General features: G+C 63.2%; 13 protein-coding genes. 12 read left to right on the top strand and 1 reads right to left on the bottom strand.

What is annotated here, in order from left to right; genetic code table 11:
• Positions 1 to 128 precede the first annotated feature (128 nt).
• The 8 genes from ACRTG1_RS19085 (at position 129) to ACRTG1_RS19050 (ending at position 8,446) form a co-directional block, all read left to right on the top strand.
• Complete coding sequence (locus ACRTG1_RS19085) at positions 129 to 1,691, top strand: ABC transporter substrate-binding protein (protein ID WP_432516844.1); 1,563 nt, start codon at positions 129 to 131, stop codon at positions 1,689 to 1,691.
• A gap of 68 nt (positions 1,692 to 1,759) precedes the next feature.
• Positions 1,760 to 2,701, top strand: a complete 942-nt coding sequence (locus tag ACRTG1_RS19080) for an ABC transporter permease (RefSeq protein ID WP_206546171.1) — start codon at positions 1,760 to 1,762, stop codon at positions 2,699 to 2,701.
• Positions 2,702 to 2,816: 115 nt separating this feature from the next.
• Positions 2,817 to 3,677, top strand: a complete 861-nt coding sequence (locus ACRTG1_RS19075; protein WP_432516843.1) for an ABC transporter permease — start codon at positions 2,817 to 2,819, stop codon at positions 3,675 to 3,677.
• A 3-nt stretch (positions 3,678 to 3,680) separates the two neighbouring features.
• Positions 3,681 to 4,796 (top strand): amidohydrolase/deacetylase family metallohydrolase, encoded by a 1,116-nt coding sequence (locus ACRTG1_RS19070; protein ID WP_297562234.1) that lies wholly within the window; start codon positions 3,681 to 3,683, stop codon positions 4,794 to 4,796.
• On the top strand, positions 4,793 to 5,791 hold the full coding sequence (locus ACRTG1_RS19065; RefSeq protein WP_432516842.1) for an ABC transporter ATP-binding protein: 999 nt from the start codon (positions 4,793 to 4,795) through the stop codon (positions 5,789 to 5,791). Before ACRTG1_RS19070 ends, ACRTG1_RS19065 begins: the two co-directional genes overlap by 4 nt.
• Positions 5,784 to 6,749, top strand: coding sequence for an ABC transporter ATP-binding protein (locus ACRTG1_RS19060; protein WP_113153190.1), 966 nt, complete (start codon positions 5,784 to 5,786; stop codon positions 6,747 to 6,749). The genes ACRTG1_RS19065 and ACRTG1_RS19060 overlap by 8 nt, the downstream gene beginning before the upstream one ends.
• Positions 6,736 to 7,221: a RidA family protein gene (locus ACRTG1_RS19055; RefSeq protein WP_113153191.1), complete on the top strand. Its 486-nt coding sequence runs from the start codon at positions 6,736 to 6,738 to the stop codon at positions 7,219 to 7,221. Before ACRTG1_RS19060 ends, ACRTG1_RS19055 begins: the two co-directional genes overlap by 14 nt.
• A gap of 13 nt (positions 7,222 to 7,234) precedes the next feature.
• Complete coding sequence (locus tag ACRTG1_RS19050) at positions 7,235 to 8,446, top strand: aminotransferase class V-fold PLP-dependent enzyme (RefSeq protein WP_432516841.1); 1,212 nt, start codon at positions 7,235 to 7,237, stop codon at positions 8,444 to 8,446.
• Positions 8,447 to 8,516: 70 nt separating this feature from the next.
• Here the strand turns inward: ACRTG1_RS19050 and ACRTG1_RS19045 are convergent, their stop codons facing one another.
• The gene (locus ACRTG1_RS19045; protein ID WP_224924966.1) at positions 8,517 to 9,932 is read right to left on the bottom strand and encodes an amidohydrolase; all 1,416 of its coding nucleotides are present in this window, start codon (positions 9,930 to 9,932) and stop codon (positions 8,517 to 8,519) included.
• Positions 9,933 to 10,284: 352 nt separating this feature from the next.
• On the opposite strand from ACRTG1_RS19045, the gene ACRTG1_RS19040 reads away from it, so the two are divergent.
• The 4 genes from ACRTG1_RS19040 (at position 10,285) to ACRTG1_RS19025 (ending at position 13,241) form a co-directional block, all read left to right on the top strand.
• Positions 10,285 to 11,280 carry an AraC family transcriptional regulator gene (locus ACRTG1_RS19040; RefSeq protein ID WP_432516840.1) on the top strand — a complete coding sequence of 332 codons (996 nt, stop codon included), beginning with the start codon at positions 10,285 to 10,287 and terminating at the stop codon, positions 11,278 to 11,280.
• Between the two features lie 110 nt (positions 11,281 to 11,390).
• Entirely contained in the window at positions 11,391 to 12,053 is a 663-nt protein-coding gene (locus tag ACRTG1_RS19035) for an outer membrane protein (RefSeq protein WP_299939141.1), read from the top strand.
• 66 nt (positions 12,054 to 12,119) lie between these two features.
• Positions 12,120 to 12,923: an SDR family NAD(P)-dependent oxidoreductase gene (locus ACRTG1_RS19030; RefSeq protein ID WP_432516839.1), complete on the top strand. Its 804-nt coding sequence runs from the start codon at positions 12,120 to 12,122 to the stop codon at positions 12,921 to 12,923.
• A gap of 18 nt (positions 12,924 to 12,941) precedes the next feature.
• The gene (locus tag ACRTG1_RS19025) at positions 12,942 to 13,241 is read left to right on the top strand and encodes a hypothetical protein (RefSeq protein WP_432516838.1); all 300 of its coding nucleotides are present in this window, start codon (positions 12,942 to 12,944) and stop codon (positions 13,239 to 13,241) included.
• The last annotated feature ends 1 nt before the right edge of the window (position 13,242 follow it).

Below are 13,242 nucleotides of genomic sequence, written 5' to 3'. Positions count from 1 at the left end.
GCCGTTTCCATTCAGCCGCCTTAGCACGCACCCGCACCCAACGGGCAGAGGGCGCACGCAGACTTGACGGATGTTTAGCACGCATATACCGTTATTGTAAAATATAATACATAATAATGGAGGAGAAAATGAGATTGAAGCTCACTGGGAAATTCACTGGGAAATCATCCCTTCTGAGCGCCCCTCTGGCCGCCCTTCTGGCCGGAAGCGCGCTCTCGCTTACAGCAGGCCAGGCATTTGCCGAGGGCAAGACGCTGGACGTCGCGATCATCGGTGAGGCCGACACGTTCGACCCGATGATGTCGACCAAGGACGTGGTCTCCATCGTCACCCAGCATTTCGTCGAGACGCTCTATACGTTCGATGCCGGCTGGAACATCGCCCCGCTTCTGGCGACCGAACTGCCGGAAATCAGCGATGACGGCCTCACCTACAAGATCGGCATCCGCGAAGGCGTCACCTTCCATGACGGCTCCAGCATGGATGCAAAGGACGTCGTGGCGTCCCTCGACCGCTGGCTGAAAGTGGCCACACGCGGCAAGGGCGTGGCCGACAAGGTGGCGTCCGTCGAAGCAACCGGCGATTACGAAATCACCATCACGATGAAGGAGCCCTATTCGCCGCTCCTGTCGCTGCTGGCCTTCTCCAATTCCGCCGCCGCGGTCTATCCGGAAGAGATCATCGCCGACACGATTGAAACCGTGGTTGGCACCGGCCCCTACAAGATCGCCGAGCACATGCCGGACCAGCATCTCCAGCTCGTGCGCTTTGAAGATTACGCCTCGCGCGACGAAGCGCCGGACGGCGCTGCCGGCAAGCGCGAACAGCTGGCCGATGAAATCCGCTTCATTCCGGTTCCCGATCCGAACACCCGCGTCGAAGGGCTTCTGTCCGGCCAGTTCGACTTCGCCGACGGCCTGCCGGCTGAAAGCTACAAGCGCCTTGAAGAGAACGAAACGGCCGACCCGCTGCTTCTCAAGCCGTTCGGCTGGCCGATCTTCGCCGTCAACCACAAGGATGGCCTCCTGACGGACAAGAACATCCGTCTGGCTGTTCAGGCGGCGCTGCCCATCGATGACATGCTGTTTGCCGCCTTTGGCGACGACAATTTCTTCATCACCGACGGGCCGCTCTACCCGGAAGGCTGGGCATGGCGCACCGAAGCCGGGGCCGAACTGTTCAACCAGAACGACCAGGCCAGGGCTGGTGAGCTGCTCAAGGAAGCCGGCTATGACGGCACCCCGCTGCGCATCCTCACCTCGCGCCAGTATGAGTTCCATTTCAAGATGGCCGAAGTGGCCAAGATGGCGCTGGAATCGGCAGGCTTCAAAGTCCAGATGGACGTGGTCGACTGGGCAACGCTCGGCCAGCGCCGCGACGATCCGGCCGTCTGGGACATCTACATCACCCATTCGCCCTTCCTGCCCGAGCCGGCGCTCACCTCGCTCTATGACAAGTCGTCCCGCCTTGGCTGGTCGAACCCGGAGAAGGACAAGATCCTCGACGCGTTCACCAGCGAGACCGACATTGCAAAGCGCAAGGAGCTCTTCGCCGAACTGCAGAAGCAGGTCTTCGAGGATGTAGGCTTCATCAAGATCGGCGCATTCAACGCGCTTCAGGGCACCCGCAAGGGGCTTGAAGGTGTGCCGGCTTCTCCGTGGCCCTTCTTCTGGAACGCACAGGTCCAGTAACGGCCACTCTTCAGGGGCCGCTTCGCTCCCGGCGGCCCCTTTTTTGGATATGAGTTCGGAGAACGCGTATGGCGCGCTATATCCTCAAGCGCATCCTGGGAATGTTCATCGTCATCTTTCTCGTACTGACGATTGCCTTCCTGATCGTTCGTCTTGCGCCGGGTGATCCCGCCGCCCTGATGCTGGGGCCGGAGGCAACGCCTGAAGAAACAGCCGCGCTGCGCACCGAACTCGGCCTCGACCGCCCGATCGTGGTGCAATATTTCACCTTCGTCGTGAACGCGGCCCAGGGCGACCTCGGCACCTCGCTGTTCTTCCGCCAGCCGGTCACGCAGGTGCTGGCGGCGCGGGCAGAGCCCACCATCTTCCTCGCGCTTTTCTCTCTCGTATTCGCGCTGGTCATCGCAACACCCATCGGCATCTACGCGGCCTATCGGCGGGGCTCGTTTCTCGACCAGAGCGCCATCAGCACGGCCATGCTCGCCGCCTCCATTCCCAGCTTCTGGACTGGCCTCATGTTCCAGCGCTATCTGGCCACCGATCTCGGTCTCTTTCCCGCATCGGGCTATGGCGGGCCGGACGCCAGCTTCATCGAGCGGATGGGCTATCTGATCCTGCCCTCCATCGTGCTCGGCATCGTCAATTCCGCGCTGATCCTGCGCTTCACCCGCGCGTCCATGCTCGACATTCTGGGCGAGGACTATATCCGCACCGCCCGCTCCAAGGGCATGGGCGAACCGCGCGTCGTGCTGCGCCACGCGCTGAAGAATGCGGCCATTCCCATCATCACGGTCATCGGCCTCACCTTCGCGCTTCTGGTTTCCGGCGCGGTGGTCACCGAGCGCGTGTTCAACATTCCCGGCATGGGAAACCTGGTGGTCAGCGCGGTCCTGCGCCGCGACTACCCCGTCATTCAGGGCGCGCTCATCGTCGTCGCGTCGCTCTATGTGCTCATCAACCTTGTCACGGACCTGCTCTATCTGACCGTCGACAAGCGTGTTCGGTACTAGCGCATCGGCCCGGAAAACGGAAACGATTTCCGGATAGAAAGATGCGTAGATTCAATAGGTTAGAGCGTCCTTTGTGCGTCCGAATGGACGCACGGCGCTCTAGGGAGAAGGCATCATGGCCGCTGCATCCGCTGTCGCAGATCAACCGAAATTCTTCACCGCCCTCTTCTCAAGGCGCGCCGTTCTCATCGCACTCGTCATCTTCGTCGTGCTGGTCCTTCTGTGCGTCTTCGCCCCGCTCATCGCGCCCGCAGATCCGGCGAAAATGTCGGTGCGCGCACGCCTCACCGCGCCCGGCGCGGATTATCTTCTGGGCGCCGACGCATTCGGCCGCGACGTGTTCTCACGTCTTCTCTATGCGGGCCGCGTGTCGCTCTCCATCGGGCTTGGCGTCGCCGCAGTCTCTTCGGTCATCGGCATCGTGATCGGCCTGATGGCCGGCTTCTTCCGCCGGCTGGACGCTCCAATGTCGCGCCTCGTCGATGCGATGATGGCCTTCCCGGACATTCTTCTGGCCATCGCACTGGTCTCGATCCTCGGCGGTTCCATCGTCAATGTGGTGATCGCCCTCTCCATCGTCTACGCGCCGCGCATTGCGCGCATCGTGCGCGCCTCAACGCTGGTGATCCGCGAACTGCCCTATGTGGAGGCGGCGGTCTCGCTCGGCTCCTCCACCTTCTTCATCATGACCACCCATGTGCTGCGTAACATCCTGTCGCCCATCATCGTGCAGGCAACCTTCATCTTCGCCTACGCCATGCTGGCGGAGGCCGGGCTCTCCTTCCTCGGCGTCGGCATCGATCCGTCAACGCCGAGCTGGGGCACGATGATCAATGAGGGCCGGCAATATATCGATCAGGCGGCATTCCTGATCTTCTTCCCGGGCATCGCGATCTCCATCGCAGTGCTCTCCCTGCAATTGATCGGCGATGGACTGCGCGACGCGCTCGACCCCCGTTTGAGCAAGGATCTTTGAGACATGGCGCTCAGGCTTACCAATTTCCGTCCTGTCGGTCTCGACAACGCACCGGCTGAAATCTTCGTCGGCGATGACGGGCTCGTGGCCGGTACGCCGATCACCGGCGCGGAAACCATCGACTGCAAAGGCGCATATCTTTCGCCCGGCTGGTGCGATTTGCATGTGCATGTCTGGCACGGCGGCACGGATATTTCCGTGCGCGCTTCCGAGGCCGGCCGCAAGACCGGCGTTACCGCCATGGCGGATGCGGGCTCATCCGGCGAAGCCGCATTTCATGGCCTGCGCGAATATGTGATCGAGCAGCAGCAGGAGACGGTTCGCGCCTTTCTCAACATCGGCTCCATCGGGCTTGTCGCCTGCAACCGCGTGCCGGAACTGATCGACCTGCGCTCCATCGATGTGGACCGCACGCTGGCCGTCGCCGAAGCGAACCGCGATGTCATCTGCGGCATCAAGGTGCGGGCGAGCGGCGTCATCTCCGGCGCATGGGGCATCACACCGGCAAAGATCGCCAAGCGGGTCGCGGAAATTCTCGATCTGCCGCTCATGGTTCATATCGGCGAACCGCCACCGCTGATCGACGAAGTGTTCGACATTCTCACCCCCGGCGACATCGTCACCCACTGCTTCAACGGCAAGAAGGCCGGCTCGATCCGCGACACGAAGGCGCTGTTCGCGCAGGCGCAGCAACTGGCGGGGAGCGGCGTGCGCATGGATATCGGCCATGGCGTCGCCTCGTTCAGCTTCGACACCGCGCGCGAGGCCATCGCCAACGGGCTGAAACCCTGGTCGATCTCCACCGATCTGCATCTGCGCAATGTGAACGGGCCGGTCTATGACCTCGCCACCACCATGTCGAAACTGCTGGCCGTCGGCCTTTCCTTCGACGAGGTCATCGCCGGCGTGACCGAACGCCCCCGCTCCGTTCTGGGCCTTGGCGCATCGGGCGGCGCGACACCGGGGCAGAAAGCCGATTTCACGGTCTTCGATGTGGATGCCGCAAACATCGACGCCGTCGACAGTCTCGGCGGGCATCTGACACTCGAAAAGCGGTTCGAGCCGCGCCTCACGGTCATCGGCGCATCGGCCATGCCGGCTGCAAGGAGGAGCGCATGAACGAACCCGTTCTCGACGTCCGCAATCTGCGGGTCGCCTTCCGCGCCCGCCGTTCTTCGGTGACGGCGCTGCGCGATGTCAGCTTCACGCTGCACCCGGGCCGCACGCTGGCGCTGGTGGGCGAAAGCGGCTCGGGCAAATCCGTCTCCTCGCTCGCCATTATGGGGCTTCTGCCGCCCAATGGCGCGGTGACGGGTGGCGCGATCCACTATCGTGCGGTGGACGGCAGCGTCTCGGACCTCACGAAAGCATCGAAAAGCGAGATGCGCGCACGACGCGGCGCGGAGATCGCCATGATCTTTCAGGAGCCCATGTCCTCGCTCAATCCGCTGTTCACCATCGGCGACCAGATCGGCGAGATGCTGCTCCTGCACACGGATCTCGACGCCAGGCAGCGCCGCCAGCGGGTTCTGGAAATGCTGGAGCTGGTGGAAATTCCCGCCGCCGGATCCCGCATCGACAATTATCCGCACGAGCTTTCCGGCGGCATGCGCCAGCGCGTGATGATCGCGCTGGCCATGGTCTGCAACCCCGCCCTGCTGATCGCCGACGAGCCGACCACGGCGCTCGACGTGACCATTCAGGCGCAGATCCTCGATCTGATGCGCCGCCTGCAAAAAGAACTCGGCATGTCGATCCTGTTCATCACCCACGACATGGGCGTGGTGGCGGAAATGGCCGACGATGTGGCGGTCATGTATGCCGGCGCCATCGTCGAGCAGGCGGGCGCTTCGGAACTGTTCGCCCGGCCAAGCCACCCTTACACGCGCGGTCTGCTGCACTCGATCCCGATGCCCGGCAGGCCGGAGGGCGAGCGTCTCGTGCCCATTCCCGGAACGGTTCCGCCATTACACGCCATGCCGGAAGGCTGCGCCTTCGCACCGCGCTGCGGACTGGCGGATGAAGCCTGTCGCGAGCCGGTTTCGCTCAGCGATTTTGCGCCCAACCACCGTGTTGCCTGTTTCCACGCCGGACGGGAGGTGACCCATGTCTGAACCGCTTCTGCAGATCCGCAATCTGTCCAAGCGTTTCGTCACGCCGCGCGGCACCATCCATGCCGTGAGCGACGCGAGCTTTGACATACCGCGCGGTTCCATCACGGGTCTGGTGGGCGAAAGCGGCTCTGGCAAGACCACACTTGGCCGTACGCTGCTTCGCCTTGTCGAACCGACCGAAGGCCAGACCATCTTCGACGGGCAGGATCTCAACACGCTCAGCGCCTCTGAGCTGCGCGATGCGCGCCGGCGCATGCAGATCATCTATCAGGACCCGGTTTCCTCGCTCAATCCACGCCTGCGCGTCGCCGACATCATCACCGAGGGCCTGCGCGCCCATGGCATCGGCAACCGCGCCTCACGGCGCGACAAGGCTGCCGCACTTCTGGAAGAGGTCGGCCTTCAGGCCGATCACATGAACAAGTTTCCGCACGAGTTTTCCGGTGGCCAGCGCCAGCGCATCGGCATTGCCCGCGCCCTTGCACTGGAGCCGGAATTCATCGTCGCGGATGAAAGCGTTTCGGCGCTCGACGTCTCCATTCAGGCGCAGGTGCTGAACCTGCTGCTCGACCTGCGCGAGCGCCGCAACCTCACCATGCTCTTCATCGCGCACGATCTTTCGGTGGTGGAATATCTCTGCGACCAGATCATCGTCATGTATCTGGGACGGCTGGTGGAAAAAGGCCCCTCGCGGCCACTCTACAGCGATCCCCGCCACCCCTATACACGCGCGCTTCTTTCGGCGATCCCCGTGCCCGACCCGGCGCGCGATCACAGCCGCACCATTCTTCGCGGAGACATTCCAAGCCCGCTCGATCCCCCATCCGGGTGCGTCTTCCGCACACGGTGTCCGCATGCAGCCGACATCTGCGCCGAAGGCGTTCCCGCACCCGTCGAAACCGGCCCCGGCCACCACTCCTTTTGCAAGCGAACAGAAGAACTCTATGCCACAGCCTGATCTCAAAGAACCCGCTTCCGCACGGCTTGCGGCGCTCGGCATCGAGCTGCCGCCCGCCGCTCCCTCGCCCATCGGCGCATTCTGCAATGTGCGTCAGACAGGCCGCCTCGCCTATGTTTCCGGCCAGGGCCCCGTTCTGCCGGACGGCACATTGCTGCGCGGCAAGGTGGGTGCAGACGTGGACGCAGACACCGCCCGCGAACACGCGCAGCTCGTGGCGCTCAACATTCTCGCCACGCTGCGCGATCATCTGGGCGGGCTTGAGCGCATCAGCGGCGTCGTCAAGCTTCTGGGGCTCGTCAACGCGACGCCGGATTTCGAGCGGCACCCGCATGTCATCGATGGCGCTTCCACCCTGTTCGCCGACATTTTTGGAGAAAACGGCATTCACGCCCGCTCCGCATTCGGCGTAGGCTCGCTGCCAAACAACATCACCGTGGAAATCGAAGCGGTCTTCGAGCTGTACGAGTAAGGGACTTTTGAAAATGGCAGGCGAGACAGACGGCATGTGGTCCTGGCACGACACCCACAATTGCTCCCGGCTGATCAATGTATCGGGAACCATGACGAGCCTGGGCGGCTCGATCACGAGCCCCGCCGTGCAGGACGAGACGGCGGCCATCATGGGCGAATTCGTCAACATGCATGAGTTGCAGGCGCATGCCAGCCGTGCCATCTGCGACCTGACGGGCGCGGAAGCCGGCTGCGTGACGGCATCGGCAAGTGCGGGCATCTCGCTTGCAATTGCCGCCAGCATGACCGGCCTGAACCCGGGCCGCGTGGAAGCACTTCCGAAAAATCCCGGCGAGAAGAACGAAGTCGTCGTTCAGCTTGGTCATCTGTGCGGCTATGGCGCACCCGTCTCGCAGGCCGTGGACCTGACCGGCGCAACCGTGCGCCCCGTCGGCCAGTCGACCCATGTGATGGACTACCAGCTTGAAAGCGCGCTGAGCGAAAAGACGGCGGCAGCCCTCTATGTGGTGTCGCACCATGTGGTCCATTACGGGCAGATCCCGTTCGCCCGCTTTGCAGAAATCTGCCACCGCGCCAATGTTCCCGTCATCGTAGACGCCGCTTCGGAATACGACCTCACCGGGTTCATCGATCAGGGTGCGGACATCGTGATCTATTCCGGCCACAAATTCCTCGGCGGCCCCACATCCGGCCTCATTGCGGGCCGGCGCGATCTGGTGCGCGCCGCCTATCTTCAGAACATGGGCATCGGGCGCGGGATGAAGGTCGGCAAGGAAAGCATCGCCGGCGCCATTGCCGCTCTGAGACAATGGCAGAAGCGCGATCACGAGGGCATCCGCCGGCAGGAGCGCGCCGCGCTGGAGCTCTGGCAGAAAACGCTCTCCGCCTTCCCCGGCATCGACCCGGTGATCGTGCCGGACCCCACGGGCAACCCGCTGGAGCGTCTTCAGGTCAATGTCGATGCGCGAAAGCTTGGCGCGAGCGCAGCGACAGTCGCCCGCGCGCTGGGCGAGCAGGAACCGCGTCTCATCGTGCGCAATCACGAGGTGGAGCTTGGTTATTTCCAGCTCGATCCGTGCAATCTGAAGCCGGGACAGGCCGAACTGGCTGCCGAAATTCTGGGAAAGGTCTGCGCGGAGGCCGGAAAGCTGGAAGAACGGGCCGACGATTATCACGCGGCCCGCAATGGCGGCGTCGATCCCTATCTCAACTGGCTCTCCTGAGCCGGCCTTTCAGGTTGCCCGGCGCGTCGGCCCCACATGAGGGGGTGGGGCCGACGCATTGGTCCGGCAATCAGTTGGACAGACGGTAATCCAGCGGCGGCTCGCGGTCGCCGATCAGGGCCGAATAGCTGAATTCTTCGCCACGCGCGTTTTCGAACTCGACCTTCGCGGCCTCGATCACGTCGGGAGACTGGAACAGTTCAGCCGCCGCCGTCGCCAGCGTTTCGGCGGCAAGGCGCGTGCCCTTGTGGCCGATGGACATGCCACCCGCCGCAACGGCCTGCCAGCTATGCGTGGCCGTTCCCGGCACCCAGGTCGCCGTTCCAAGGCCTACGGTCGGCGAAACCCAGCTCACATCGCCCACATCGGTGGAATAATAGCCCTGACCGCCGAAGGAATAGTCCTGCACATCCGCCACCGAGCTCAGGGCCGGCTTCTTGCGCAGCGTGGTCTGGAGCTTCGTGGCGAAGTCGGTTTCCTCCGCGTCCCACGCGATCGGAGCGGCAGCGCGCAGATTGCGATCCATCAGCTTGCCGAGCACGTCATTGGGGAGAACCGAGTAGACGCCGCCGACACGCTCGACGGAGAACTCCGTGCCCGTTCCAAGCGCTGCGCCTTCGGCAGCCTTCTGAATGCGCTCGAACACGTCGGCCACGACGGCCGGATCGGGATGGCGCACATAGAGATAGCTTTCCGCCGAATTCGGAACCACGTTCGGGGCCGCGCCGCCATTGGTGATCACATAGTGGATGCGGGTTTCCTGCGGCACGTGCTCGCGCATCATGTTGATCATGTGATGCATGGCCTCGACACCGTCGAGTGCGGAACGACCCCGCTCGGGATACATGGCCGCATGGGCGGACTCGCCCTCGAAACGGATCTTGGCGCTGACATTGGCGAGCGAACGGCCCTGCCCTGCGCGGTTGGTGCTGGAGGGGTGCCAGTGCAGCGTCACGTCGACATCGTCAAACAGGCCGTCGCGCACCATATAGACCTTGCCCGAACCGCCTTCCTCAGCCGGTGTACCGTAGAGCCGGACCTGGCCTTCGACACCGTTTTGCTTGAGCCATTTGGAAACGGCAATGGCGGCCGCAACCGAGCCCGCGCCGAACAGGTGATGGCCGCAGGCATGCCCGCTTTCAACGCCCTCGGCCGCTTCCTCATGCGGCACCGCCGCCTGCGACATGCCCGGCAGTGCATCCATCTCCGCCAGAATGGCGATCACCGGGCCGCTATCGGACCCGCTGCGGGCGATGAAAGCCGTCGGAATGCCACCGACATTGCGCTCCACTTCGAAGCCGGCTTCTTCCAGCTCCGCGATCAGCAGACCGGAGGTCTCCTCCTCGAGATATCCCAGCTCGGGATTGGCCCACATCCGGGTCGCGATCTCGTTCATGCGCGGGCTGTAGTCCTGCACCAGCCCGGCCAGTTCCGCACGCTGTTCCTCCGTAAGCGGCGCAGCCAGAGCCTGCGGCGCACTCGCCATAGCCAAGGCCGCAGCCAACGCATACGTAACCGACAATCTCATTGCATCCTCGTAGTTTTATTAATTGGCAAAGCAAGCTAGCAGCGGATCGGAACCATGAGGAAGCACAATTTGTATTTTTCGACAGACGATCTTCAAAAACGGCAGCGTCTCTATTTTCAAGAAGGGCCAGAAACCCTGAAAATCCAGGTCTTCTTCAAATGTTTCCTATAAACATGTAAACAGAAAGACAGATCAAAAAACCCCGGAAACCATGTGAAATCCGCGACCTTGACACCCGCCTCTCCTCCACCTTTCCTAGGGGAAACAAGGTAGTCGGCTGCAGGCAATACTACCGACAGGGGGAGCGCGCATGACAGGGGAGCAGGAAACCGGCGACCAACCACCCGGCAGCGCCTTTGCGAGCGTCTCCACCCTCGATCAGAGACCCGACCAGCGCTTCGAATTCTGGCGCAGCCTGTTTCCCCTTGTCGAACTCGACATTTCGGACAAGAGCCGCATTCGCCAGTTCAAGGCCAGGCTGATGCGTTATCAGGCGCCGGACGGATGCGTTTTCGGCTTCGGCGCGAATGACAACACCCATGCCCGTTTCGCCAGGCCGGAAAGCGATTTCGTGCTGCTCAACCTCACGCTTTCGGGCCGCGCCGAGCTTGAACTCTCCGGCGACCGCCGACATGTGGTCGATGCCGCGTCGGGACTTCTCGCGCTGGACGGCACAAGACCCTTTCGGACGAAGAGCTACGGACACGCAACGCTCTGGATGACGCTGCCGCGCGACATGGTTGCCGCCATTGCCGGAGAAGAAACGGGCGTCCTGAAAGACGGCCTCGCCTTTCTTCCGCAAAACGGCCTGTCACGCATTCTTGAAGCCCATTTGCAGATGATCGCCCGTGAGGGTGACGGCATGGACAGGCGCTCTGCCGAACTGGCGCTGAAAGTCGCCACCGATCTCGCGCTCGGCGCACTCTCCCGGACACGCGACGCACTGGACGCGGAGCCGGACAGGCCCCATGACAGCGCGATCTTCACCGCTGCGCTGCGCCACATCCGCGCCAGAACCAGCCAGCTCGACCTCACCGCAGCCGCAATCGCCGACGCGATTGGTTGCTCACGGGCCCGCCTTTACCGCGTCTTCGCGGCCAATGGGCGGGCCGTTGGCGACGCCATCAGAAACGCCCGCATCGAGCTTGCATCGACACAGCTCGTCAATCGCCCCGACACGCCGGTAAAGCAGATCGCCCATGGCTGCGGCTATGCCGACGCCGCCGCCTTCGCCCGCGCCTTTCGCGCCGCCACTGGCCTCACCCCCTCGGATTTCCGGGAGCGCCATCAGGAAACCGACAGATAAGCCGGTTCATTTGTGTCGTTTGAGACCCTGCGCACAGCCGTGAGACACCCTGCATGGCCGTTTTTTGATAAGGCTCCGGAAAATGTTCAAGGGGGTCCCCGGGGGGGTACATGAAACGACTGACCATCGCGACTGCGCTTTTGCTCGCCGTCGGCGCAACCAGTGTCCACGCCGCCGACACCTTTCCCTCGGCGGGTGAAGCGCCAGCCGAGAAGTGGCAGGGTTTCTATGCCGGCGCATGGCTGGGCTATCACTGGGGCAATATCGAGAACACGTATTGCAACGGCATTTGCGGCGACGATCTGGACCTGAGCGGTGCGGTTGGCGGTGTGGAAGTCGGCTATAATTTTGCCGTCGACCAGAACTGGGTGCTCGGCGTCTTCGCCAATGTCCCGCTTCTCAAGCCGCAGGAAGACGCAGACGTGCCGATCTTCGGCACCTATGACGTCGATCCGCGCTGGGCCACCTATACCGGCGTGAAGATCGGCCGCGCCTATGGCCAGTGGATGCCCTATGGCCTGGTCGGCCTCGGCGTCGCGCGGGTCAAGGTCACAGACCCCGTGGGCACGTCTTCCAGCGCAACGCATCTCAGCGGCGTTGTGGGCGCGGGCGTCGAATACATGTTTGCCGACAACTGGTCGCTCGACGGTCGTTTCGTCTACAGCTTCTCCAATGAGAAGGATTACGATTTCTGCACCGGCGGGTTTTCCTGCCCCTCGGGCTACAAAGAAAACGCGCCCAACGTCACGATTGGCCTGAACTATCAGTTCTGAACAGGCTTCGACGCGCGCAATGCCCACACAGGAAGCACACGCATACCCAAGCCGGCCCGCAGCACAATGAAGCCGGACAAGAAGACGAGCTTCGCCGACCTCGACGGCAAATTTGCCGTCGTCACCGGCGGCACGCGCGGCATCGGAGCCATTGTGGTCGAACGCATGCTTGAGGCGGGGGCCAGCGTGCTGTTCACCGGCACCGATGCCGACCGCGGCCGGCAGGCGCAGGAGCGCATGGGCGGAACCTTTCTGCGCGCCGACGCCGCTTCCCCGGACCATGCCGACCACATCGCCAAAGCGGTGCGCGAGCGCTTCGAGAGGCTGGATATCCTCGTCAACAATGCAGGCAGCCTGGGCAGCCCGCAGGGCGTCGAAGACACCACGCCCGAGGCGCTTGATCACACACTCGCCGTCCATCTGCGCGCGCCATGGCTCACCATGTCCGCGCTTGCGCCGCTGATGCGCCCGGCCGGCGGCAGCATCGTCAACATGGCCTCCATCGCCGGGCACCGTGTCGGCGCATCATCCGTCGCCTATTCGGTCAGCAAGGCCGCGCTCCAGCATCTCACACGCTGCGCAGCGGCGGAATTCGGCAAGGATGGCATCCGCGTGAACTCGATCTCGCCGGGCTTCGTGTCGACGGACATTCACGCCGCCGCCATTCCCGGAAGCGAGGCGCGCGGCGCGCGCTTCGTGCAGGGGCTGGGCAAGGTGTTCGTCTCCCGTCAGGCGCTGCCGCATCTCGGCCAGCCCGGCGACATCGCAGAGATCGTGCTTTTCCTGGCTTCCGATGCATCCGCCTTCGTCACAGGCTCCGACATTGTGGCCGATGGCGGCGTGATCTGGGGCAGAGACAGTCTTGGCTGAGACGACCCGCGAGGCACCATGAGCAAACCACCGCACACAGGCACCGCCATCAGGGCCGAACTGACACGGATCATCGCCCGCGAGGGCGAGATCGCGCCGGAGCGCCTCATTCCCGAAGCCACACTCGACACGATCGGCATCGCCTCGCACGATCTCGTTCTTGTTCTGATGAGCATCGAGGAAACCTTCGACCTCTATGTCGCCGTCGACAGCGATTTCGCCGATGTCGAAACGCTCGATCAGCTGCTTGGCCTCCTCACCAGCCGGATCATGGAGCATCAGGCGCTGGCGGAACCCGTCGCAAGCGAAGCCGGCTGAC

The organism is Nitratireductor sp. PBL-C9 (genome assembly GCF_050877045.1).
Lineage (GTDB): Bacteria > Pseudomonadota > Alphaproteobacteria > Rhizobiales > Rhizobiaceae > Nitratireductor > Nitratireductor aquimarinus.
This window is presented reverse-complemented; position numbering and strand designations above follow the sequence as displayed.

What these genes read in the sequence shown, in the direction of transcription:
- ACRTG1_RS19055 (WP_113153191.1), top strand. Translation starts at nt 6,736, where the DNA reads ATGCCACAGCCTGATCTCAAAGAACCCGCTTCCGCACGGCTTGCGGCG.
- ACRTG1_RS19050 (WP_432516841.1), top strand. Translation starts at nt 7,235, where the DNA reads ATGGCAGGCGAGACAGACGGCATGTGGTCCTGGCACGACACCCACAAT.
- ACRTG1_RS19035 (WP_299939141.1), top strand. Translation starts at nt 11,391, where the DNA reads ATGAAACGACTGACCATCGCGACTGCGCTTTTGCTCGCCGTCGGCGCA.
- ACRTG1_RS19025 (WP_432516838.1), top strand. Translation starts at nt 12,942, where the DNA reads ATGAGCAAACCACCGCACACAGGCACCGCCATCAGGGCCGAACTGACA.
- ACRTG1_RS19070 (WP_297562234.1), top strand. Translation starts at nt 3,681, where the DNA reads ATGGCGCTCAGGCTTACCAATTTCCGTCCTGTCGGTCTCGACAACGCA.
- ACRTG1_RS19065 (WP_432516842.1), top strand. Translation starts at nt 4,793, where the DNA reads ATGAACGAACCCGTTCTCGACGTCCGCAATCTGCGGGTCGCCTTCCGC.
- ACRTG1_RS19075 (WP_432516843.1), top strand. Translation starts at nt 2,817, where the DNA reads ATGGCCGCTGCATCCGCTGTCGCAGATCAACCGAAATTCTTCACCGCC.
- ACRTG1_RS19040 (WP_432516840.1), top strand. Translation starts at nt 10,285, where the DNA reads ATGACAGGGGAGCAGGAAACCGGCGACCAACCACCCGGCAGCGCCTTT.
- ACRTG1_RS19045 (WP_224924966.1), bottom strand. Translation starts at nt 9,932, where the DNA reads ATGGCGAGTGCGCCGCAGGCTCTGGCTGCGCCGCTTACGGAGGAACAG.
- ACRTG1_RS19060 (WP_113153190.1), top strand. Translation starts at nt 5,784, where the DNA reads ATGTCTGAACCGCTTCTGCAGATCCGCAATCTGTCCAAGCGTTTCGTC.
- ACRTG1_RS19085 (WP_432516844.1), top strand. Translation starts at nt 129, where the DNA reads ATGAGATTGAAGCTCACTGGGAAATTCACTGGGAAATCATCCCTTCTG.
- ACRTG1_RS19030 (WP_432516839.1), top strand. Translation starts at nt 12,120, where the DNA reads ATGAAGCCGGACAAGAAGACGAGCTTCGCCGACCTCGACGGCAAATTT.
- ACRTG1_RS19080 (WP_206546171.1), top strand. Translation starts at nt 1,760, where the DNA reads ATGGCGCGCTATATCCTCAAGCGCATCCTGGGAATGTTCATCGTCATC.